The organism is Proteus sp. NMG38-2, assembly GCF_020640995.1.
Classification (GTDB): Bacteria; Pseudomonadota; Gammaproteobacteria; order Enterobacterales; family Enterobacteriaceae; genus Proteus.
Genome location: NZ_CP085481.1, coordinates 95,845 through 118,996, shown reverse-complemented (window position 1 = coordinate 118,996; position 23,152 = coordinate 95,845). Strand labels below are relative to the sequence as shown.

The 23,152-nt window shown below is 38.8% G+C and carries 17 protein-coding genes; 9 read left to right on the top strand and 8 right to left on the bottom strand.

Annotated elements, in window-relative coordinates; genetic code table 11:
- Positions 1 to 11 precede the first annotated feature (11 nt).
- Positions 12 to 1,409 carry a Si-specific NAD(P)(+) transhydrogenase gene (gene sthA, locus LG402_RS00540; RefSeq protein ID WP_109409930.1) on the top strand — a complete coding sequence of 466 codons (1,398 nt, stop codon included), beginning with the start codon at positions 12 to 14 and terminating at the stop codon, positions 1,407 to 1,409.
- Here the strand turns inward: sthA and oxyR are convergent.
- The 5 genes from oxyR to argC all read right to left on the bottom strand — a co-directional run bounded on the left by oxyR (position 1,401) and on the right by argC (position 7,112).
- Positions 1,401 to 2,318: a DNA-binding transcriptional regulator OxyR gene (oxyR, locus tag LG402_RS00535; protein ID WP_075672972.1), complete on the bottom strand. Its 918-nt coding sequence runs from the start codon at positions 2,316 to 2,318 to the stop codon at positions 1,401 to 1,403. The genes sthA and oxyR overlap by 9 nt on opposite strands.
- Before the next feature lie 251 nt (positions 2,319 to 2,569).
- Positions 2,570 to 3,952 (bottom strand): argininosuccinate lyase, encoded by a 1,383-nt coding sequence (gene argH / locus LG402_RS00530; RefSeq protein WP_166539346.1) that lies wholly within the window; start codon positions 3,950 to 3,952, stop codon positions 2,570 to 2,572.
- 77 nt (positions 3,953 to 4,029) lie between these two features.
- On the bottom strand, positions 4,030 to 5,238 hold the full coding sequence (locus LG402_RS00525) for an argininosuccinate synthase (RefSeq protein WP_227336282.1): 1,209 nt from the start codon (positions 5,236 to 5,238) through the stop codon (positions 4,030 to 4,032).
- Between the two features lie 75 nt (positions 5,239 to 5,313).
- Positions 5,314 to 6,087: an acetylglutamate kinase gene (gene argB / locus LG402_RS00520; RefSeq protein ID WP_109409927.1), complete on the bottom strand. Its 774-nt coding sequence runs from the start codon at positions 6,085 to 6,087 to the stop codon at positions 5,314 to 5,316.
- 20 nt (positions 6,088 to 6,107) lie between these two features.
- Positions 6,108 to 7,112: an N-acetyl-gamma-glutamyl-phosphate reductase gene (argC, locus tag LG402_RS00515; RefSeq protein WP_227336281.1), complete on the bottom strand. Its 1,005-nt coding sequence runs from the start codon at positions 7,110 to 7,112 to the stop codon at positions 6,108 to 6,110.
- 100 nt (positions 7,113 to 7,212) lie between these two features.
- On the opposite strand from argC, the gene argE reads away from it, so the two are divergent.
- Complete coding sequence (gene argE, locus LG402_RS00510) at positions 7,213 to 8,376, top strand: acetylornithine deacetylase (RefSeq protein WP_166539344.1); 1,164 nt, start codon at positions 7,213 to 7,215, stop codon at positions 8,374 to 8,376.
- 80 nt (positions 8,377 to 8,456) lie between these two features.
- On the opposite strand, the gene poxB is transcribed toward argE, so the two are convergent.
- On the bottom strand, positions 8,457 to 10,181 hold the full coding sequence (gene poxB, locus LG402_RS00505; RefSeq protein WP_227336280.1) for a ubiquinone-dependent pyruvate dehydrogenase: 1,725 nt from the start codon (positions 10,179 to 10,181) through the stop codon (positions 8,457 to 8,459).
- A 569-nt stretch (positions 10,182 to 10,750) separates the two neighbouring features.
- On the opposite strand from poxB, the gene LG402_RS00500 reads away from it, so the two are divergent.
- Genes LG402_RS00500 through LG402_RS00490 form a run of 3 tightly spaced genes read left to right on the top strand, consistent with a single transcriptional unit; the run spans position 10,751 to position 13,196 of the window.
- Positions 10,751 to 11,572, top strand: coding sequence for a DUF3100 domain-containing protein (locus tag LG402_RS00500; protein WP_166539342.1), 822 nt, complete (start codon positions 10,751 to 10,753; stop codon positions 11,570 to 11,572).
- A complete protein-coding gene (locus LG402_RS00495) occupies positions 11,569 to 12,018 on the top strand; it encodes a hypothetical protein (RefSeq protein WP_006534124.1) in 450 nt (149 codons plus the stop codon). Before LG402_RS00500 ends, LG402_RS00495 begins: the two co-directional genes overlap by 4 nt.
- A complete protein-coding gene (locus tag LG402_RS00490) occupies positions 12,018 to 13,196 on the top strand; it encodes a M20 metallopeptidase family protein (protein WP_227336279.1) in 1,179 nt (392 codons plus the stop codon). Before LG402_RS00495 ends, LG402_RS00490 begins: the two co-directional genes overlap by 1 nt.
- 71 nt (positions 13,197 to 13,267) lie before the next feature.
- On the opposite strand, the gene LG402_RS00485 is transcribed toward LG402_RS00490, so the two are convergent.
- Complete coding sequence (locus LG402_RS00485) at positions 13,268 to 14,281, bottom strand: LysR substrate-binding domain-containing protein (protein ID WP_072070616.1); 1,014 nt, start codon at positions 14,279 to 14,281, stop codon at positions 13,268 to 13,270.
- A 709-nt stretch (positions 14,282 to 14,990) separates the two neighbouring features.
- Between LG402_RS00485 and proP the strand changes: the two genes are divergently transcribed.
- The 3 genes from proP to LG402_RS00470 are packed head-to-tail and all read left to right on the top strand — an operon-like array spanning position 14,991 to position 18,951.
- Positions 14,991 to 16,493, top strand: a complete 1,503-nt coding sequence (gene proP, locus LG402_RS00480; RefSeq protein WP_072070617.1) for a glycine betaine/L-proline transporter ProP — start codon at positions 14,991 to 14,993, stop codon at positions 16,491 to 16,493.
- 10 nt (positions 16,494 to 16,503) lie between these two features.
- Positions 16,504 to 17,934: a deoxyribodipyrimidine photo-lyase gene (gene phrB, locus LG402_RS00475; RefSeq protein ID WP_227336278.1), complete on the top strand. Its 1,431-nt coding sequence runs from the start codon at positions 16,504 to 16,506 to the stop codon at positions 17,932 to 17,934.
- A 39-nt stretch (positions 17,935 to 17,973) separates the two neighbouring features.
- Positions 17,974 to 18,951 carry a glycosyltransferase gene (locus LG402_RS00470; protein WP_227336277.1) on the top strand — a complete coding sequence of 326 codons (978 nt, stop codon included), beginning with the start codon at positions 17,974 to 17,976 and terminating at the stop codon, positions 18,949 to 18,951.
- Positions 18,952 to 19,012: 61 nt separating this feature from the next.
- On the opposite strand, the gene ppc is transcribed toward LG402_RS00470, so the two are convergent.
- Complete coding sequence (ppc, locus tag LG402_RS00465) at positions 19,013 to 21,649, bottom strand: phosphoenolpyruvate carboxylase (RefSeq protein WP_166539339.1); 2,637 nt, start codon at positions 21,647 to 21,649, stop codon at positions 19,013 to 19,015.
- Positions 21,650 to 22,302: 653 nt separating this feature from the next.
- Between ppc and LG402_RS00460 the strand changes: the two genes are divergently transcribed.
- The gene (locus LG402_RS00460; RefSeq protein ID WP_210813129.1) at positions 22,303 to 23,040 is read left to right on the top strand and encodes a cyclase family protein; all 738 of its coding nucleotides are present in this window, start codon (positions 22,303 to 22,305) and stop codon (positions 23,038 to 23,040) included.
- The last annotated feature ends 112 nt before the right edge of the window (positions 23,041 to 23,152 follow it).

The window sequence follows — 23,152 nt, the reverse complement described above, 5'->3', positions numbered from 1 at the left end:
GGTCTCTTCCTATGCAACATTCTCATTTCGATGCCATTGTTATCGGTTCAGGTCCTGGCGGTGAAGGCGCGGCCATGGGGCTTGTTAAACAAGGAAAACGCGTCGCAGTTATAGAACGTTATAACAAAGTTGGTGGTGGCTGTACGCATTGGGGTACTATTCCCTCCAAAGCCCTACGCCATGCAGTAAGTCGCATTATCGAGTTTAATCAAAACCCACTTTATAGCGACCAATCTCGTCTTATTAACTCCTCTTTTTCTCAAATACTTCGTCAAGCCAGCACCGTGATTAGTCAGCAGACTAAAATGCGTCAAGGTTTCTACGAACGCAATAACTGTACAATGTATTCGGGTGAAGCGGCATTTATTGACGAACACAGGATCAGCGTACGTTACCCTGATGGTACTTGCGATATTCTCTCTGCTGATAGCTTTATTATTGCAACGGGCTCTCGCCCTTATTGCCCACCGGATGTCGATTTCTCTCATTCTCGTATTTATAACAGTGACACTATTCTCGATTTAGAGCATGAGCCTCACCATGTCATTATTTATGGCGCAGGTGTCATTGGTTGTGAATATGCCTCTATCTTTAGAGGATTAAGAGTAAAAGTAGACTTAATCAATACTCGTGATCACCTATTGTCTTTCCTTGATCAAGAGATGTCTGATGCACTTTCTTATCACTTCTGGAATAACGGTATTGTTATTCGTCATAATGAAGAATACGAAAGCATTGAAGGTGTCGATGATGGTGTTATTGTTCACCTAAAATCAGGTAAAAAAGTCAAAGCAGATTGCCTACTCTACGCAAACGGCCGAACAGGAAATACAGACACTCTAGGCTTAGAAAACGTCGGTATTAAAACCGATAGTCGTGGACTCGTTTCTGTTAATGCCCACTACCAAACCAGTTGTGAACACATTTATGCTGTAGGTGATGTCATTGGTTATCCAAGTCTAGCTTCAGCTGCTTATGATCAAGGTCGTATTGCGGCTTTGGCAATCACAACGGGAAAATCAGAAACACACTTGATTGAAGATATTCCAACTGGGATCTACACCATTCCTGAAATTAGTTCTGTAGGTAAAACAGAGCAACAACTCACTGCAATGAAGATCCCTTATGAAGTGGGTCGTTCTCAGTTTAAACATCTGGCAAGAGCACAAATAGCAGGTATGAATGTGGGGAGTTTAAAAATTCTCTTCCACCGTGAAACCAAGCAAATTTTAGGTATTCACTGCTTCGGTGAACGTGCTGCAGAAATTATTCATATTGGCCAAGCGATTATGGAACAAAAAGGTGAAGGTAATACTATCGAATATTTCGTTAATACGACCTTCAACTATCCAACAATGGCAGAAGCCTATCGTGTTGCTGCACTTAATGGTTTAAACCGCTTATTTTAATGCGTTTTGTTTTTCTGCATAAAATGCGGTCATATGTTCACGGATTGTCTCTGCTAACTGCTCATAACGATTACGCAAAGGCGATCCGGGACGATAGACTAAGATAATAGAACGTGATGGATTTGGATCTGTACATTCTAAGTAACAAACTCCATCACGTTTTTGCTCTTGAGGTACTGATAAATCAGGTAATAGGGTTATTCCACTACCAGCAGCGACCATATTACGTAATGTCTCTAAACTCGTTGCTCTAAAATGAGTATCTTCTTTTGCGCCCGCTTGAAAGCAGAATCCTAACGCTTGATCCCGTAAACAGTGCCCATCTTCTAGCATCAATAAACGTTGTCCCGCTAAGTCGCCCATTGGCACAGACTCACGTTCATGCCACGGATGCCCTTCATAAATCGCTAATTTCATTGGCTCTTCAAATAAAGGAACTTCAATAAACGGCGCACTCTCTTTAACCATTGCTAAAATTGCACAATCAAGCTTTCCACTATCTAATTGAGCTAATAAGCTATGAGTTTGTGCTTCATGAAGGTACATCTCTAACTTAGGATAGTTTTTATGTAACTCAGGGATAATATGAGGCAACAAATAAGGACCGACAGTAGGGATCAGCCCGATATGTAAAGGCCCTGCCATACTTTCGCCTTGCAATGAAGCCATTTCTTGTAGCACTTTGACTTCACGTAGAACAGTTTTCGCTTGATCCACCAGCAACAAACCTTGTTGCGTAAACAGAACCTTACGGCTAGTTCGTTCAAGCAACATTACACCCAATTCATCTTCAAGCTTACGAATTTGACCACTTAATGTTGGCTGACTCACATGGCAAGAATCTGCCGCACGACGAAAATGTTTATGCTCAGCTAGAGCCACCAGATATTCCAAGTCACGGATATTCATTGCAGATCCCACATTTATTGCTGATAGTTAATGTCTATAGATAATATAGTAACTGATAAATTTTTCTATCAGTCGAATGTTATTCTGTCTCTCTTTTTTGATATTTTCTTAATAAATAAATCTAATTACTTCATATTCTAAAGAATTCAAGATGAGCATAGATATTATCGGCAATTCAAAATAAAAAAACAGGGCAATAAATACCCTGTTCTTATGGAATAACAGTAAGTTGTCTTAAATAAACTCTTTTTTTATTTATCCATACTGAGTGTTTCTTTTGCTTTTTCTATCGCACAAGCGACCTGTTTTTGAGAAACGCCCCCTTTTGCAAGACGTTTATCTAAACATGATTGAAGTGATAAAATATCGTACACATCAATCATGATTTTATCGTTAAACATCTGTAATTCAGAAAGAGGAAGTTCTTCAATTGCTTTACCTTGCTCAATGGCACAAACAACCACTTCACCCACAATATGGTGCGCTTCACGAAATGGCACGCCTTTAGCAACAAGATAATCTGCCAGTTCAGTAGCATTAGCATAACCTTGTTTAGCGGCTTCTTCACAGCGAGAACGACGAATTTGAATGCCATCAAGAACTAATGTTGCCATATGCAAGCAATCAGACCATGTATCAATGGCATCAAATAACCCTTCTTTATCTTCTTGCATATCTTTATTGTAAGCTAAAGGCAGACCTTTTAAGGTCATCATCATGCCCGTTAATGCACCTTGAACTCGTCCACATTTTCCACGGATAAGCTCAAGTGCATCTGGATTTTTCTTTTGAGGCATTAACGATGAGCCTGAGGTCACTTTGTCTGATAATTCAATAAAGCCCGCTTCACCACTATTAAAGAAAATAAGATCTTCTGCAAAACGAGATAAATGCACCATCCCAATAGATGCGCAAGATAATAGCTCCAATACATGATCACGGTCAGATACACTGTCTAGACTATTGTTAGTTGCACTCGCAAAACCTAACCATCCCGCTAATTGTTCACGATCGATATCATAAGCTGTGCCTGCTAATGCACCGCATCCCAACGGACTGATATCCAAACGTTTCAAAGCATCAGCTAAACGGCTTTCATCTCTGGCTAACATTTCATTGTAGGCCAAACACCAGTGTGCGAATGTTACTGGTTGAGCGCGTTGTAAATGGGTATAACCCGGCATCACTGCATTTTGATTTTGTTCTGCGGTAATAACTAAAGCTTTTTGTAGCTCAACAATCGCTTGGCGAAGATGAATGACCTCTTCTTTGCACCATAGTTTTAAGTCTGTTGCGACCTGATCATTACGGCTACGACCTGTATGTAATTTTTTACCTAAATCACCGACTTTGGCAATAAGCTTACTTTCAACCCAACTATGAATATCTTCTGCATCACTTTGTAAAATAGATTGTGGGTTTGCTGTTACTTCTTCTGATAATTCATTTAAAGCTTGCTCAAGTTGAGCTTGTTCATCTTGCGATAATACACCCACTGTGACTAACGCTTTAGACCAAGCTACTGAGCCAAAGATATCCTGTTGTGCCAGTCGAAAATCAAACCGCAGTGAATCATTGAATTGTTTAAACCGTTGATCAGCTTCCTGACTAAAACGTCCACCCCAGAGTGCCATAATCGCTTCCTGTATTTATTCTGTGTAATAAAAGAGAGTAAGAGTGATGCTTGTTAGCACCACTCTATTGCCTTACGTTATTTCTTGCTCAGTGCACGAATACGTGATGGCAGGGAATACAAACGGATAAAACCTTCAGCATGACTGTGATCGTAAACTTCATCTTCACCAAAGGTTGCAAATTCCTCAGAGTACAGGCTATTTTCTGATTTTTTCTGAATGGCATTCACATGGCCTTTATAAAGCTCTAAAACCACTTCGCCATTCACATCTTTTGCCAGCGATTCCGCAGCCGCTTGTAGTGAAGCACGGATTGGCGTAAACCAACGACCGTCATAGGCTACATACGACATCTCTAAACCGAGTTGTTGACGCCATTTAAACGCATCCCTATCAAGAACTAGTTGCTCAACACCACGCAGAGCAGCCATCATGATAGTGCCCCCTGGAGTTTCATAGCAGCCACGAGATTTCATTCCCACTAAACGGTTTTCAACAATATCAATACGTCCGATACCGTGCTTAACACCTAATGTATTTAATGTATCTAAACACTCGAAAGGTGATAGTGTTTTACCGTTTACCGCGACAACTTCACCCGCTTTAACTGTAACAGTGACTAATTCTGGTGTTTCTGGTGCTTTCTTAGGATCGACAGTCCATGCCCAACAATCTTCATTTGATGCATTCCATGGGCTTTCTAATACACCACCTTCCGTTGAGATATGCCATGCGTTTTCATCGCGGCTATAAATTTTCTCAAGTGTAGCCGTAGTGGGAATATTACGGATTTTCAGATAATCCAGCAGTGCTTCACGAGAACGTAAATCCCACTCTCTCCAAGGCGCGACGACTTTTAGTTGCGGAGCAAGAGCTGCATAGGTGCTTTCAAAACGAACCTGATCGTTACCTTTACCCGTTGCGCCATGAGCAACAGCATCAGCACCTAATTTTAATGCCAATTCTACCTGAGCTTTAGCAATAACTGGACGTGCCATTGAAGTACCTAATAAATAGCTACCTTCATATAAAGCACCGGTTTTTAACACAGGATAAACATAGTCTTTGATAAACTCTTCACGTAAATCAACGACGTAACACTCAGATGCTCCTGACGCTAACGCTTTCTGTTCTACGCCAACTAAATCATCACGGCTTTGCCCAACATCAGCAACAAAAGCAACAACTTCACAGTTATCGTAATGCTCTTTTAACCAAGGAATGATCGCCGAAGTATCTAATCCGCCTGAGTACGCTAGTACGATTTTCTTAATACCTTTAGTCATAGTGATAACCTTCAATTCCTAATTTGTTTAAATTCAGCCAACTATCAAATAGTGATAAGATTTATAGAGTCATTTTTAAGCTAAAATACGGGTGCCTACTGCAACACCATTAAACAGTGCGGTTAGTTTTTCAGCATGGCGCCAACTGGCAATTTCAACGGGTCTACCAAGTGTTTTAGCCGCTTCTAACGCTGCATTTACTTTCACAATCATGCCGTCAGTGATAATGCCTTGATCAATTAATGTCTGTGCTTTTTCGGCTGACATCTCTGCTATCTTTTGACCTTTACCATCTAAAATGCCACTAACATCTGAAAGCAACACTAAATCAGCACCCAATGTTTCTGCGATAGCGGTTGCAGCTTGGTCTGCATTGACATTCATCAGCTCACCTTTCTCAGTCATACCGATAGAGCTGATAATAGGTAGATAGCCTGCCCCCAGTAATAAATTAAGTAAATCTGGAGAGCCGGGAGTTGCATTTCCTACATGGCCTAACTCTTCATTAATTTGAGTGACTTTTGCTAATTGCCCATCACCCAAAGAAAGCCCCACCCCATTAAGCCCAAACTGAGTTGCCCACGATAACAAGGTCTTATTGGCACTTCCGGCCAATGCTCCTGTGATGATATCTATCTGATCAGCGGGTGTAACACGCAGGCCTTGCTTTTTCACGACAGGTAATTGCAATTTACCCATCAATTCATCCACCAAACAGCCACCACCATGTACGATGACCAAAGGGCGAGAGTGTGTTGAACGATATTGTTGTAATGCGGTGAAAAAACGTGTTAGCGCTTCTTCGTTATCAAGGAGTACACCACCCAGTTTGATAATTAATGGTTCCATGAAACTTCCCTACTCATTATTTAAATAAGTGATTCGGTTTCAGCGAAACCAAACCGAATATTCATACATTGCACCGCCTGCGCTGCGGCCCCTTTTAACAAGTTATCTTCAACACCTACCACAATCAGATGTTCACCTTGTTGAGCAAACCCGATATCACAAAATGCAGTTCCTACCACGGCTTTTAATGCAGGTAATCCTTTGTCATAAACACGCACTAATGGCTTGTCTTGATAAGCTTCATCAAAGACTTGTCTGATTTTCTCTTGCGTCACGCCTGGTTTTAACTTACAGGTGATAGTGGCTAAGATCCCTCTGGCAAAATTGCCTAAGTGAGGGGTGAAAATCACATCAATGCCCAGATGTGTTGCAATCTCAGGTTGATGACGATGAGTAAACACACCGTAAGGTTGCAAACTCACTTCACAAAAACTGCTGGTTAAAGAGGCTTTTCTACCCGCACCACTTACACCGCTGGTGGCATTAATGACTGGCCATTGCGCGGTATCTAACAGTCCCGCTTCCGCTAAGGGTTTTAATGACAACTGAGATACCGTTGGATAACAACCCGGCACAGCAATTAATTGCGCCTGACTGATAATGTCAGCATTCCATTCAGCTAATCCATACACTGCCTGTGATAACCAATCTGTATTCTTATGCTCGAATCCATAGTATTGTTGATAAAAATGCTTGTTTTGTACTCGATAGGCACCCGATAAGTCGAACACCACACAACCTTGCTCTAAAAAAATCGGGGCAATATCATGGCTGACCTCATGGGCTGTTGCTAAAAAAACGATATCAATATTTTCAGCCGCTTTAACAACATCAACCATTGGCTCTAAAGGGAGATCTACTAAGCCACGATATTGAGGATGAAGTTCAGAAAAGCGCTTTCCTGCATCTGCACTTTGAGCTGATACCATCAGTCTGCTCAAATTCACATGAGGATGCTGCTGAAGATAGGCGGCTAATTCAGCGCCAGTGTAACCACTTGCTCCTACAATCAGAGTATTTAACATGTCATTCTTACCTTGTACTATGAACACAAACCGATTAATGTATTTTTATTCAAAAAAAGTGCATGAATATTGATACTATTATGAAGAAAGGCTGTCAACAGTGAATATTAAATTACCTACATTTATTGAGATTTATCGTCAATTAATTGCAACGCCCTCTATCAGTGCTACAGATGCTAAGAACGATCAAAGCAACGAATCGCTGATTAACTTGCTTGCTAATTGGTTGGAAACATTAGGTTTTTCAATTGAAATTCAACCTGTACCTGAAACTCGAGGAAAATTTAACCTTTTAGCAACATTAGGAACAGGAAAAGGCGGGTTATTACTCTGTGGTCATACTGACACGGTGCCATTTGATGAAGGTCGTTGGACACAAGATCCTTTTACACTGACAGAAAAAGAAAATAAGTTATACGGCTTAGGCACTGCAGATATGAAAGGCTTTTTTGCTTTTATTCTTGATGCATTACGAGATGTAGATACTAACACGTTAACTCACCCTCTTTATATTCTCGCCACGGCAGATGAAGAAACCTCTATGGCAGGTGCACGTTATTTTGCCGCCAATACAACAATCCGCCCTGATTTTGCCATTATTGGCGAACCAACATCCCTAAAGCCGATTCGTGCTCATAAAGGGCATTTATCAAATGCAATACGCATTACAGGGCAATCAGGACATTCTAGCGATCCAGAAAAAGGGGTGAATGCGATTGAGCTAATGCATGAATCCATTACTCACCTTAGTACACTGCGCGATACGCTAAAAACACGCTATAACAACCCTGCATTTGTTATCCCTTATCCGACCATGAACTTTGGTTATATTAATGGTGGTGATGCAGCAAATCGGATTTGTGCTTGCTGTGAATTACATATGGATATTCGCCCATTGCCCGGGCTTACATTGCAAGATTTAGATGATTTACTACACGAAACATTAGCGCCCGTAAAAGCACGTTGGCCGGGGCGCTTAAATGTTGAAGCACTACATGATCCTATTCCCGGTTATGAGTGCCCGACCGATCATAAAATGGTTGCAGTCATTGAAAAGTTATTAGGTGAGAAAGCACAAACGGTGAACTACTGTACTGAAGCGCCATTTATTCAAGATCTCTGTCCTACCTTAGTATTAGGCCCAGGTTCAATTGAACAAGCCCACCAACCTGATGAATTTATTGATATGGCATTTATTGAGCCAACTCGTGAATTGATGGGACAATTAATTGAAAACTTCTGTTTAACAGAAAAAACGCAATAATAAAAAACCCTATCGGCTTATGTTGATAGGGTTTTTATCTTCAATTAATACTCTAAATAATTCGAGTTACGGGTAGGCGATTAGCGTAACCAATTAGTTTTGGCTAGTTGAACAATTTCATCACCTCGACCATTAATAATCGCTTTCATCATATACAAGCTAAAACCTTTTGCCTGTTCAAACTTAATTTCAGGAGGCATAGAAAGCTCTTGTTTTGCAGTTACCACATCCACAATCACGGGGCCATCATGTTCAAAAGCCTCTTTCAGTGCCTTATCCAGATCTTCACCTTTTTCAACGCGAATACCTTTGATACCAGATGCATTAGCAATGGCAGCAAAATCAGGGTTATGCAAATCTGTTCCATCAGTTAAATAACCACCAGCTTTCATCTCCATCGCCACAAAACCTAATACGCTGTTATTAAAAATAATCACTTTCACTGGCAAATTCATTTGCGCTAACGAGATAAAATCGCCCATTAACATGGTGAATCCACCATCACCACACATTGCAACAACTTGGCGTTTTCTATCTAATGCTTGTGCACCAATAGCTTGAGCCATCGCATTTGCCATAGAGCCATGATTAAACGAGCCCAGCAAACGGCGTTTTCCATTCATTCCTACATAACGAGCCGCCCACACTGTTGGTGTTCCGACATCACAGGTAAAAATGGCATCATCATTTGCCAACTCACTCAATTTGCGTGCTAGATATTGTGGATGAATAAGTTCTCGTTCACTTGGTTGTGCAAGTGCATCCAAATCTTGTCGTGCTTTTGCGTAATGTTTCAACGAGGCATCAAGGTGAGAGGTATCTGTTTTCTCTTTTAAACGAGGCTGTATCGCATTTAGTGTTGCTTTAATATCACCAATCATTGCCATATCGACATGACAATGTGAACCGAGGCTGCTTGGATTAATATCGATTTGAATAATATTGGCTTTTGATGGATAAAACGCACGATAAGGAAATTGTGTTCCTAATAGCACCAGTGTATCTGCCTTTTCCATCGCATGATAACCTGATGAAAAACCAATTAATCCTGTCATTCCTACACTGTACGGATTTTTCCATTCAATGTGCTCTTTGCCTCGTAATGCATGTACAACAGGTGCTTTTAAAGTTTGAGCCAATTTAATCACTTCATCGTGTGCCTGAGCGCACCCTGCACCACACATTAAAGTAATATTTTTTGCGTTATTCAGTGCATCAGATAATTTTTCGATTTCAAAACGATTAGGCATAACCAGTGGAAACTGCAACGGATACCAATTTTCATGTGCATCTTCTGGAGCCGGTTTTAGCGCAACATCTCCCGGTAAAACCACAACCGCTACCCCTTTTTTCAAAATCGCGGTTCGCATAGCGATAGCGAGAATTTGCGGGATCTGCTCTGGGTTTGAGACTAATTCACAATAATGACTGCATTCACGGAAAAGCTCTTGAGGATGAGTTTCCTGAAAGTAATTGCTACCAATTTCAGCAGAAGGAATATGCGCAGCAATGGCTAGCACAGGAACATGATTACGATGGCAATCAAAAAGTCCATTGATAAGATGTAAATTTCCCGGTCCACAAGAGCCCGCACAAACCGCCAATTCTCCATTGACTGCGGCTTCTGCGCCTGCAGCAAATGCGGCCACTTCTTCATGGCGGGTTCCCATCCACTCAATCGTTCCCATCTTTCGCAAGCTATCACTTAATCCATTGAGAGAATCGCCTGTCACGCCCCAAATACGTTTTACACCTGCATTATGGAGTACTTTAGCAATATAGGTTGCAACTGTTTGCTTACTCATGGTGATGTCTTTCCTCAGTTTTGGGTGAATTGTATCTCTGTGAGCTAAGCCTATTTCCTTGTGTTTTTTGATCTCTGTCCTTCACTTACTTACAGAGAAATTTGTTTCATTAACTCAAATATAAAGAATAACACCAATCACTATAATGTCACTGTCGTGATAAAGTTAGCATCGGTAAAAAATGTAAAAATAAAATATCACTTACAAATACATTCATTAAATTTATAATAATCGCATTAAATAAGAATATATCTCATTAATAACGTATTATTATTTACTAAATAATGGACAAAAGTTATTTATAGGATTATTTTAATAATTAAAATAATTTTTAATTATAGTTTTTCACATCACATCTTTATTAACAATTAAGCTGACTCATTTCAGCCTTACCCACTGTCTTTATTAAAAAATTTAACTTTCTTCTATTTGTTAATAAATTTATCACCATTGTATTATTTCATACTCCATGAAAAAGAGGTATGAAGTAAACATGACATTGGTCACGCTACCTTTTGCTTTTTGTCCTCTAAAATAAAGCCTGATTATTTTTCGACGGAGATTAACGGATGGACAAAAGTAGAAGTCCGATAAAGGTTTTCTTTATTAGTATTCTGGCAGTCCTTTTCTTGATTTTTATTTCACAATACGTGATTGGTAAAAAAGAAATTAAGATTGGCATTGCAGTAATACCTATTCTACCAATGCTCTTTGCTGTCATTATTGGTATGTGTATATCTGCTGGATTTACCCGTAAAAAAATTAAAGTATGGGGTAAATTATTTACAGAAAAAGAAGAAGGCTTCTGCGGTAAAATGGTGGGTTTTAGCCTACTTATTTTAGGTACGCAATATGCAGGAATGATTGTTCCTAATATTAAAATGATTTTAAGTGTCGGTGTTCCTTTATTTGTTCAGGAACTCGGAAACTTATTACCTGTATTAATTGCAGTTCCATTAGCAATTAAATTTGGATTTGGTCGTCGTGCAATTGGTGCTTGTTCATCTATTAGCCGTGAACCTTCTATTGCTGTAATTCAAGGTAAGTTCGGTACAGGCTCACAAGAATATATTGGTGTATTAGCCATCTATTTATGTGGTTCTGTTATTGGTACTTTGTGGTTTAGTGTATTAGGTAGTATTGCTCCATTAACAGGATTACACCCACTTGCACTCGCTGCAGGCTCTGGCGTGGGTTCTGGTTCAATGTTAAGTGCTGCATCAGGTGCGTTAATTAATGGTCTTGATGAAGCATTAGCACAGCAAGTATTAAGTGTTGCCGCTGCATCTAACTTATTATCATCAGCACTTGGCGCACTGTCATTAACCTATTTAGGTTTACCTCTTTCAGAAAAAATTTATAAAATTTTCACCAGAGGCAAAACTGCATGAAAAATATAATTATTGATATGAAATTTGTATTCGTTGCTATTTTACTGGCAATGTTTACTCAGACGTTAACATCAGGGATCGCTCTTTATGCAATGTGGGATAGCTTTATTGCTATGTCATTAGTGGTATTTATTTCACTCGTTGCAAAACATTATTTACCTTCATCTTTACCAACATTTGCTTATGCAACAATTATTGGGATACTTATTTGTTTACCCGAAACACCAGTAAGAGATTTCTTTATTAGTTCTATTGGTAAAGTCTCTTTCTTATCTTGTTGTGTTCCTTTATTAGCATTTGCTGGTTTATCTGTTGGTGGTCAATTAGAAGAACTTAAGAAAATGTCATGGAAAGTTATTCTTATTTTCATGATTGTTTCAACATGTTGTTTCTTTGGAGCATCAATCGTCGCGCAAATTGGATTTACTATCCAGGGAGTTATCTAATGAATAATATTTATAATGTCAGTGAAAAACTCTTTCAATTAAATGACTTTAGTAAAAAAACACGACAAGACTTGCACAAAATACCTGAGTTATCAGGTGAAGAATATAAGACATCAAAGTATTGCCGTGAATTAATGGAAAGTTTTGGTTATCAAATTAGAACTTTTGATGGATATACCGGTTTTACTGCTGACTTAATTGTTAATGCTGAACTTCCATTAATTGCCATCCGTGCTGATATGGATGGATTAGAAATGCCAGACTTAACTAATAATGAACATAGCTCAATTCACCAAGGCTGTGCGCATAACTGTGGTCACGATACTCATATGACCATGGCATTAACCAGTGCAAAATATCTTGCCGAAAATAAAGAAGAGATGAGTGCGAACGTCCGCTTTATTTTCCAAATGGCTGAAGAAGATATGCGTGTTCCTGGTGCTGAAAAAATGGTTGAAATGGGTTGCATGGAAGGCGTTGATGAAACCTACGCACTTCATAATGATGCAGCTATTGAAACTGGTTGTGTACGCTTTAATGATGGCGTGATGTCATCTTATGGCTCAGCATGGACATTAGATGTTTATGGCGTTTCTGCACATGGTTCAACACCACACAAAGGTTTAGATGCCATTCGCGAAGCGACTCGCTTAATTGATTATATGGATTATGTTGTTGCGAAAAAAACAGATCCATTTAGCCCTGCAGTCTTTGGTTGTGGCATGATCAATGGGGGAACTATCCCTAACGCATTAGCTGACCACGTTCAAGCTCGCGGTACTATCCGTTCTATGGATGAAAATACTGACCAAGTACTGAAAGCAAGTTTTGATGAAATTGTGGCTCGTAGTACAGCTGGTGGATTTAAAACCACATTAAGTTATAGCGGATATCCTGCTGTTGTGAATCATCCAACTGCGCATCAGCGTTTATTAGATGCAATGCGTAAATTCTTACCTGAAGAGAATATTGAATCGAACGGTAAGCCAATGACAGGCAGTGAAGACTTTAGCTACATGGTTAACGCGACTAAAGGCAAAGTCGGAGCCATGTTCTTCTTAGGAAGTGGTAACCAAGCGAAAGGAATTAATAATTACCTTCACGCAAATCCTTATTTTGTCGATGATGATTGTTTATTAGTTGGTGCTCAGATTTTTGTTAACATTCTGACCCGCTAATCTTTTATTATTCTGCCCAAAGCCCGTTATTGCCCCCGCACAACGGGCTTTTTTCTATTCTGATCTGATGTCTATTCTGCAACGCTATTATTGATATTTACAGAGCGTAAATCAGGTAATTCTTGGTAGACCTCTTTACTATGCCATTGGCTTTCCCACTGCTCTGGCATCTGAATAATATTTTTATCAATATGAGGAGCATAAAGAGAAATAAACTCATGCATATAATCTTTCATATGCGTATGTTTACTGACACAGATATGGGTATAACTCGGTTGTACAAGATGATCGATGTTTATACATTTTAATGCACCACTATCTTCCGTTTCATCATAAGAAGCCGTTGCAATAACACCAATACCTAAATGACGCTTAACGTAATATTTAATAATCTCTGTATCCGTTGCCGTTAATGCTACTTTGGGCTTAAGATTATTTTTATAAAATACCTTGTCTAACTTCGATCCCCGAGTAAAACCAAAAACATAAGTAATTAATGGATACTCAGCCATTTGTTCAATAGTGACTTGTTCATCATCTTGTAATTCAGCAAGAGGATGGTCATAAGGAACGAGTAAACTACGTGTCCAGCGATAACAAGGCAGAGTAATTAAATCTTCATACAAGTGCATAGACTCTGTTGCTATAGCAAAATCCACATCACCATTTTTGACCATTTCCGCTAATTGAGCTGGTGCTCCTTGATGAAAATGCAAGGAAATATTAGGGTAATAACGCCGAAAATGGTCAATAACATTGGGCAATGAATAGCGAATTTGGGTATGTGTTGTCGCAATATGCAAATCAACTTTTTTATTACGATCTTCTTCAGCCACAATGCTTTTAATTCGATCAACTTGCCCGAGAATATCGCAGGCAATTTTATGCACTTCTTTACCCATTGGGCTTAATGCCAATAAATTATTATTTTTACGGACAAACAGAGACACACTGAGCTCATCTTCTAATATTTTGAGTTGTTTACTAATTGTGGGTTGAGAGGTGTAGAGTTTTTCAGCCGCATTAGTAATGTTGAAATTATTTTTTACGACTTCAACAAAGCTTTTCAGTTGATTAATGTTCATAGAGGTACCTGGGTTAATCTGCACAAATGCGCGGTTAATTATTAATTTTATAAATTTTTATTCTAAATATGAGTAATAGATAAACTATCTTTAATATCTCTATCGTGATATCTCGTCATACTATCTTGATTTAATCTTATAATAAGAATAGCGAGATCTATTCTATTATCCACACATTCACTTTAACTATTCGAAAGAATAATAAAGCAAAATAAGGTGTTATTATTTTCTACTTATCTATCAACCTTTGTATTATGCACAATACTCATACAAATGCGTTAGCCTGAATCAAAAAAATAATAAACCAGCCTAACACCATGTTATTAAAATAGAATTTTAATTTTTACTTCACGATTTTATTGCAAACACATTCCCTTCACTTAAGCTAAATTTACAATCACTAACACCATAAATTTTACAGAAAAGCAGAATTACGTTATGATAATGATCACATTTTAATACTTAGAGGCTATGTTTTGTTATATCAAAACAACAAAGAAAACTTCCTATTATCTTATTCAATCTCATCTATACTTAATAAATATTCTCTTATCTATTAGCTTAATATCACTATTTAATTTTGGTAGAAGTAAGCTGTTTTTTAGTGAATTTTTATCACTCACTCTTCTCGCTAACAAATAGTCACTTCATTTCTTTTAATTAATTGAATAACAAGAAATTACGAATACCTTAATAAAGGTCACTTAATATGAAAATGAAGAAAAAAAGAAATAAACCACTACAAATCAATGACATAACCATTATTGATGATAGTAAGCTCAAAAAAGCCATTACTGCTGCCGCATTAGGTAATGCCATGGAATGGTTCGATTTTGGTGTTTATGGCTTCCTTGCTTACGTTTTAGGTCAAGTCTTCTTCCCTGGAGCATCACCTGGCGTACAGATGATTGCGGCTCTTGCCACTTTCTCTGTACCTTTCTTGATAAGACCATTAGGGGGTGTTGTTTTTGGAATGCTAGGGGATAAATTTGGTCGTCAGAAAGTGTTATCTGTCACCATCATTATTATGGCACTCAGTACGTTTGCCATCGGTCTTATCCCTGCATATGAAACCATCGGTATTTGGGCACCAGTCTTATTATTACTTGCCAAGCTAGCACAAGGTTTCTCTATTGGTGGTGAATATTCAGGAGCAGCAATTTTCGTTGCTGAATACTCACCAGATCGTAAACGTGGATTTATGGGAAGCTGGTTAGATTTCGGTTCCATCGCCGGCTTTGTCATGGGTGCGGGTGTTGTTGTACTTATCTCAACTATTTTGGGTGAAGCCGCATTTCATGAATGGGGATGGCGTATTCCGTTCTTCTTAGCATTACCGTTAGGTCTTATTGGCTTATATTTACGTCATGCTTTAGAAGAAACACCTGCATTCCAACAACACGTTGATGCAATGAATAGCGACGACCGAAAATCTATTCAAGATCCACCTCGTGTTTCATTACGTGAAATCGCATCAAAATATTGGAAAAGTTTAACCGTATGTGTAGGTTTAGTGATTGCCACTAATGTCACCTACTATATGTTATTAACCTATATGCCGAGTTATTTATCTCATAACCTAAATTATTCGGCAGATCACGGTGTACTGATCATCATCGCGATTATGATAGGTATGTTGTTCGTACAACCTGTAATTGGGTTATTGAGTGACAAAATTGGCCGTAAACCCTTTGTTATTGGCGGTAGTATTGGCTTATTTGTCCTTGCTTACCCTGCGTTTATGATGATTAACAGTGATGAAATCGGTTTGATTTTCTTAGGATTATTAATTCTTGCGGTTTTACTTAACTGTTTTACAGGAGTAATGGCATCCATTTTACCTGCCATATTCCCGACCCATATTCGTTATAGTGCATTAGCAATCGCATTTAATATCTCAGTATTAATTGCGGGTGCAACACCAACAGCAGCTGCATGGTTAGTTGAAGCGACCGGTGATTTGTATATGCCTGCTTATTATCTGATGATTGTTGCCGTTGTCGGTTTGATCACAGGGATTAAAATGATCGAAACTGCCAACAAACCGTTACGTGGAGCAACACCGGCAGCATCTGATAAATCAGAAGCTAAAGAAATTTTATCAGAGCACTATGATAGTATTGAACACCGTGTTGAAGATATCGAAGCGGAAATTGAAGCATTGCAGAAAAAACGCCAAGCCCTTATCGATCAACATCCTAAGTTAGATTAAGAGAGGTTACATGCACCCGTCCCCTGTTCATTTAGTTTGGTTTCGTAATGATTTAAGAGTGATGGATAACAAAGCACTCTTTAACGCTTGCCAAGATAAACACGCACAGGTGCATGCCCTTTTCACTATTACGCCTGAACAATGGAAAGCCCATCATATGGCTTTGTCATGTCAGGCGTTTATTCATGATGCATTACTTAATCTTTCGATATCGCTGGCAAAACTTAATATTCCACTAACATTAGTGATTAGCGACACTTATTCAAATGCCGCCAATGAAGTCGCACACTATTGTCAACAACATCAAGTTACCGCGCTTTTTTTCAATCACCAATATGCCCTTAATGAGCAACGCCGTGATAAAAAAGTCACGGAATTACTAGAGAACAAGACAACCGTTTATGCCTATCATGACAATGTGTTTATTCCACCGGGTAATGTAGTCACCCAACAAGGAGAGATGTATAAGGTTTTTACTCCCTTTAGAAATGCGTTCTTGCGGCTCTTTTTTTCACAAGATAACGCTTCGTTACCTATTCCAGAGATCAGAACACATCAAAAAGCAGTATCACCTTTAAAAGCCCCGTTGTTTTCACTTGAAAATATAAGCTCACCCTCTTTTATCGCCACTGAAGAAGAAGCACTTAAACGCTTAAAACAATTCTGTTATGAAAGTGCCCCACATTATGCAAAATGGCGGGACATTCCTGCAGTAGATGGCACAAGTCGATTATCCCCTTATCTTTCGATTGGATTATTGTCTATTCGCCAATGTTTTAATCGCCTATACCAAACAGAGCCTGATTTTTTAGAAAACAGTGCATCAGGTGCTTTTGTGTGGTTTAACGAATTGGTTTGGCGAGAGTTTTATCAACACTTAATTGTGGCTAATCCCCATTTATGCAAACACATCGCCTTTCAGCTTTGGACAGAAAAAATTAATTGGCGCAATGATAAAGAGGAATTTAATGCTTGGGCACAGGGTTTAACCGGATTTCCTATTATTGATGCTGCCATGAGACAACTTAATCAGACAGGTTGGATGCATAACCGTTTACGTATGCTCACAGCAAGTTTTCTTATCAAAGATTTGTTAATTGATTGGCGTTGGGGTGAACGTTATTTTATGTCACGACTTATTGATGGCGATTTCGCATCAAATAATGGTGGTTGGCAATGGGCCGCGTCCACAGGAACCGATGCAGTACCTTATTTTCGAATATTCAATCCCACAACCCAAGGCCGTAAGTTTGATCCCGATGGCGAATTTATCCGTCATTGGCTTCCTGAGCTAGCCAATGTGCCTAGTCGGTATATTCACACACCTCATGAATGGGCAGCAAAAACTAATAATCCTCTTGATTATCCATTACCGATAGTTGATCACGCCAAAGCACGAATAAGAGTGATTGAGTCTTATGAAGAGGCAAAAAAAGGGTAAGATAGTAAAACTTTATTTATTGATAACTGGCTCAATCTTGTGAAAACACCCCAAATTTCTGTCATCGTTCCTATGTTTAATGAAGCGTCTCGTATTACGAGATTATTGGATAGTGTGATCACTCAAACTTTCACCGATATTGAAGTCATTATTATTAATGATGGTTCGACAGATAATAGTGCTGAAATCGCAACGTCTTATTGTCAAAAAGATGCACGTGTAAAGATTCATCATCAAACTAATCAGGGATTATCTAGCGCAAGAAATACAGGTTTAAAATATGCCCAAGGCGAATGGATAGTTTTTTTTGATAGTGATGATTTTATTAAACCTGAATTACTTGCACATTGGTATCAACTAGCCGTTACGCAACACGTTGATGTTTTAATTGGCAATGGCGAACGATTCAATCCAAGTGATCTTAAAAAGCACCAAAGACCAATCCATCAACGACAACCTTATCAAAAAGTCATCAAAGGCAGTGAGTGGATCATTTATGCCGTCACTCAACATCAATGGCCACATTTCGTTTGGTTGCAATTAATCCGGCATGACTTAATAAAAAAATACCAACTTCGATTTATTGAGGGGCTTTATCATGAAGATATTCTGTGGACAACACAATTAGCACTTTTTGCAGAGCGAATAGGTTTTGATAACCAACCTCTCTATTATTACTGTGCTAATCCTGACTCTATTACACGTAAACCCGATCCACAAAAAGAAGCCAAGCGAACACAAAGTTATTTGCAGATAATCTTACAACTATTAAAAGAAGCCGATAAACAATCTGATCAGTTATTAGCAAAAGCACTCCGCCAACAGGCCATTCGTGAGTTAGGCAGTTTTTTTATTCTTTTTCGTAAATGTTGTGATGCAAAAAATCAAAAAATAATCGCAAAACAATTTTCTAGTTGCTCTTTATTTTCCTCTCTCAATAAAGGAGTAACTGATTGGCATCAACGCTGGTTTATTTTTCGTGTTAACTGCATTTTATTTATCACATCTTTAAAATAAATAAGCATAAAAAAAACAGCGCCTAATTGAGCGCTGTTTTTAATTTTTAACTCGTGAAGTACTAACCAGTATTTCGCATACCTGCCGCAATACCAGCGATTGTAACCATTAGCGCTTGTTCAATTCGAGGATCAGACTCGCTATGAGTACGAGAGCGTTGCAATAATTCAGCCTGAAGTACGTTTAATGGATCGGTATACACATTACGTAGTGCAATAGATTCCGCAACCCATGGTAAATCAGCCATTAAGTGCTCATCTTTTGAAATTGCCAAGACACTCTTTATATCATCGGAAAGTTGTTGGCGTAATTTCGCTCCTAATGGCCATAAACGCTCTTCAACTAAACGTTGATCATAATATTCCGCTAACCATAAATCCGCTTTGGCATACACCATTTCCAACATAGCAATACGTGTATTGAAGAACGGCCAGTTTTCACACATATCGTCTAATACCGCTTGTTTTCCGCTATCAATTTCATGCTGTAATGCAGCACCAGCACCTAGCCAAGCAGGTAACATTAAGCGATTTTGTGTCCATGCGAAGATCCACGGGATAGCACGCAAAGTTTCAACACCACCCGTTGGGCGACGTTTGGCAGGACGTGAACCAAGCGGTAATTTTCCTAATTCCCCTTCAGGGGTTGCCGCCCTAAAGTAAGGCACAAAATCTTCTTGTCCTCGAACATAGTCACGATACATTGCACAAGAAACATCAGACAATGAATCCATCACTTCAATCCAAGGAGCTTTAGGCTCTGGTGGTGGCAATAAATTTGCTTCTAAAATCGCGCCTGCATAGTGAGCAAGGCTGCTGATTGTCACTTGTGGCAAACCAAACTTAAAGCGGATCATTTCACCTTGCTCAGTTACACGTAGGCCACCTTTCAGGCTTCCCGGTGGTTGAGAAAGTAATGCCGCATGAGCTGGCGCACCGCCACGACCAATAGTACCACCCCGTCCATGGAATAACGTTAATGTCACGCCTGATTTTTCACAGAGTTTGATCAACGAATCTTGAGCTCGATATTGTGCCCATGACGCAGCCATCACACCGGCATCTTTTGCAGAGTCTGAATAGCCAATCATCACCATTTGCTTGTCATCAATTAAATCGCGGTACCATGGAATATCAAACAAACGCGTCATCACGCTTTCAGCGTTATTTAAGTCTTCAAGTGTTTCAAATAACGGCGCAACAGGTAAGCGAATATCCGCACCCGCTTCTTTTAATAAAAGTTTTACTGCTAATACATCAGAAGGCACTTTTGCCATTGAGATGACATAAGAAGCGATAGAATCTTTTGGTGATTGTGCAATAACACGGCAAGTCTCAAAGACTTCTTGTGTTGGGGCGCTAGGTTGCCAATTTGTAGGAATAAGCGGACGCTTAGAGTTTAATTCTTCCAGTAAGAATGTTTGTTTTTGCTCTTCCGACCAAGCTGCATAATCCCCCAACTCTAAATATTGTGTTAATTCAGAGAGCGCTTCTGTGTGATTGGTACTTTCTTGACGAATATCCAGTTTAACCAGTTGTAAGCCAAAACAACGGATACGACGTAATGTATCTAATAGTTGCCCATTAGCAATAATACGCATACCGCACTGAGTCAGCGATTGATAACACGCATATAGCGGTTCCCAAAGCTCTGCATTATCAATTAATAACTCTTCAGGTGGCAGAGATTGTTGGCCTTTAATGCGTTGTTCTAAATAATCGCGGGTCACTTGTAAGCGAGTACGTAACTGTTTAGCAATTTCACGATAAGGCTCTGCAACTTCAGCACCACCCGCCAATTCACGTAGTTCAGGTGTACTTTCTGTCATCGAAAGTTCTGAAACAAGGACTTGGATATCATTTAAGAATAAATCAGCGGCTTTCCAACGGCTTAATAGTAAAGCGTGGCGTGTGATCTCAGCTGTCACATTTGGGTTACCATCACGATCTCCCCCCATCCATGATGTAAAACGAATAGGTGAGGCTTCTACAGGTAAGTTGTAGTCTATCGATTCTTTAAGTTGTTCATTAAATTCACGTAGGAAAGCGGGAACCCCTTCCCATAAGCTATTTTCAACAACAGCAAAACCCCATTTTGCTTCATCAATTGGCGTTGGACGAATTTTTCTAATTTCATCTGTGTGCCATGATTGAGCAACTAACTGGCGTAAGCGACGCATAATATTCGTGCGTTCATAATCGGCTAAATCATCATGATCGAGTTGAGATAAACAAGTATTAACTTCAACCAGCTTATGGATCAGTGTACGACGTGCAATTTCGGTTGGATGCGCCGTTAATACCAGCTCAATAGAGATTTGTTCTACGGCTTCTTTTAATTGTGCATCCGTAAAATTCTTATCTTTCAGTCGAGAGATTAATTTTGCCAATGCCACCGGATTACTCGCAGCTTCACCATGAGGTGAAATGCTATGGTATTGTTCGGCTACATTCGTCAGGTTCAAGAATTGATTGAATGCTCTAGCAACAGGTAATAATTCATCATTAGAGAGATTCTGTAACGTGAGTAGCAGCTTTTGTCGCTGCACTTCATTACCTGCTCGTGATGATTTAGATAGTTTTCGAATAGATTCAACCTTATCTAAAATTTCTTCACCAAGTGCTTCTTTTATCGTATCTCCAAGTAGCTTGCCAAGCATACTGACATTGCTACGCATAGCAGAATATTGTTGATTCATGAGACTCCTGACCTTGTCTTTGTGGCGGTAACAACATGCATCTTCCTATCAGAAAAGTCATGTCCTCCCAGTTGTGTAATTAACTTTCATTTCTAATGTGACTTTATTTTGATTTTTGTGATAAGCCACACTGCTTTTTTTACTTAGCCTACTATTCATATCAGAAAATAATCGTTTTGGGGGATTTTTCTGAAATTTAATTACGACTTTAGTCTTATAAGAATGGCTAATATTCGTGTTGTTTTAGCTCAATTTTGCCAAGAATAAGGACATTTTTTCGTTTCTTATCCACTAAGAAGAGTTTTTTACTAGAAAGGAGGGAATACGTGAAAATTTATCTGGCGAAAAATTTAGATGATTTTTTTTAATATTGATAATTTGTCTGGTCTATTTTTACTTTTTAGCCTACTTCTCTGATGTGTTATAACTAATAGCGCTATCTCATACCTTATTTTTCTTATCTTTTTTTACTCACTCTGTCAGATTAAGATTTTTATTATCAAACAGGTTTAACGCTTTATTTTGTTTTTTCTTTACATTTATTATCACTCAAACAAACCCAATTTTGTTTAAAAAATCAAATTCAACATCCATAACATTAAAAATGCTCAAATCGCACTATTACTATTTTGGTTATCAGACTGGGGAAGCCAATGAAAAATGAATTAATTAATGCACTTTCTATTATTAAATCTAAAAAATGGGTCGATTTAACACACAGTTTTGATAAAGATTCGCCTCACTTTTTTATGTTTGATCCCGCGCAGTTTAAAACCCTTTTTGATTATCAAGATGGCTTTTTTGCACAGCAATTTACATTTCCAGGTCAATACGGTACGCATATTGATGCACCTTGCCATTTTGTTCCTAATACTCGCTATCTGCATGAATTAGAACTGAAAGAATTGGTACTCCCATTGATTGTTATTGACCAATCAGAGCGTGCAAAAATTGACGCTAATTTCTCATTTTCAAAAAATGATATTCTTGAATTTGAAAAACAGCACGGTGAAATTGAAGCGGGTACTTTTGTCGCATTACGTACTGATTGGAGCAAGCGCTGGCCTTCACAAGAGGCAATGGATAACAAAGATGCTGAAGGAAAAAATCAAATTCCGGGTTGGGGGATTGATGCTCTCAAATTCTTATTTGAAGAGCGAAAAATAAAAGCCATTGGTCATGAAACATTTGATACAGATCCAGCAAAAGAATTCCATAAAAACAATGCGTTATTAGGTGAGTATTACGTATTGGAACAGGATACTTATCAAATTGAATTAATGACTAATTTAGATCAACTTCCCACTCGTGGGGCTGTTATTTTTAACATTGTAGCCAAACCCAATAATGCTAGTGGTTTCCCTGTACGTTCTTTTGCTATCTTGCCTTAAAAACGAATAAAGCGCTGAAAATTCAGCGCTTTAAATTAAGAATAACGAATTGTTCTTTCAGTAAATTAAATTGTCTGTTGTAAAACACGTGGTAAATCGAATTGTACTCTTA

Coding starts and splice junctions, on each gene's coding strand:
- sthA (WP_109409930.1), top strand. CDS start 12: ATGCAACATTCTCATTTCGATGCCATTGTTATCGGTTCAGGTCCTGGC.
- oxyR (WP_075672972.1), bottom strand. CDS start 2,318: ATGAATATCCGTGACTTGGAATATCTGGTGGCTCTAGCTGAGCATAAA.
- argH (WP_166539346.1), bottom strand. CDS start 3,952: ATGGCACTCTGGGGTGGACGTTTTAGTCAGGAAGCTGATCAACGGTTT.
- LG402_RS00525 (WP_227336282.1), bottom strand. CDS start 5,238: ATGACTAAAGGTATTAAGAAAATCGTACTAGCGTACTCAGGCGGATTA.
- argB (WP_109409927.1), bottom strand. CDS start 6,087: ATGGAACCATTAATTATCAAACTGGGTGGTGTACTCCTTGATAACGAA.
- argC (WP_227336281.1), bottom strand. CDS start 7,112: ATGTTAAATACTCTGATTGTAGGAGCAAGTGGTTACACTGGCGCTGAA.
- poxB (WP_227336280.1), bottom strand. CDS start 10,181: ATGAGTAAGCAAACAGTTGCAACCTATATTGCTAAAGTACTCCATAAT.
- LG402_RS00500 (WP_166539342.1), top strand. CDS start 10,751: ATGGACAAAAGTAGAAGTCCGATAAAGGTTTTCTTTATTAGTATTCTG.
- LG402_RS00495 (WP_006534124.1), top strand. CDS start 11,569: ATGAAAAATATAATTATTGATATGAAATTTGTATTCGTTGCTATTTTA.
- LG402_RS00490 (WP_227336279.1), top strand. CDS start 12,018: ATGAATAATATTTATAATGTCAGTGAAAAACTCTTTCAATTAAATGAC.
- LG402_RS00485 (WP_072070616.1), bottom strand. CDS start 14,281: ATGAACATTAATCAACTGAAAAGCTTTGTTGAAGTCGTAAAAAATAAT.
- proP (WP_072070617.1), top strand. CDS start 14,991: ATGAAAATGAAGAAAAAAAGAAATAAACCACTACAAATCAATGACATA.
- phrB (WP_227336278.1), top strand. CDS start 16,504: ATGCACCCGTCCCCTGTTCATTTAGTTTGGTTTCGTAATGATTTAAGA.
- ppc (WP_166539339.1), bottom strand. CDS start 21,649: ATGAATCAACAATATTCTGCTATGCGTAGCAATGTCAGTATGCTTGGC.
- LG402_RS00460 (WP_210813129.1), top strand. CDS start 22,303: ATGAAAAATGAATTAATTAATGCACTTTCTATTATTAAATCTAAAAAA.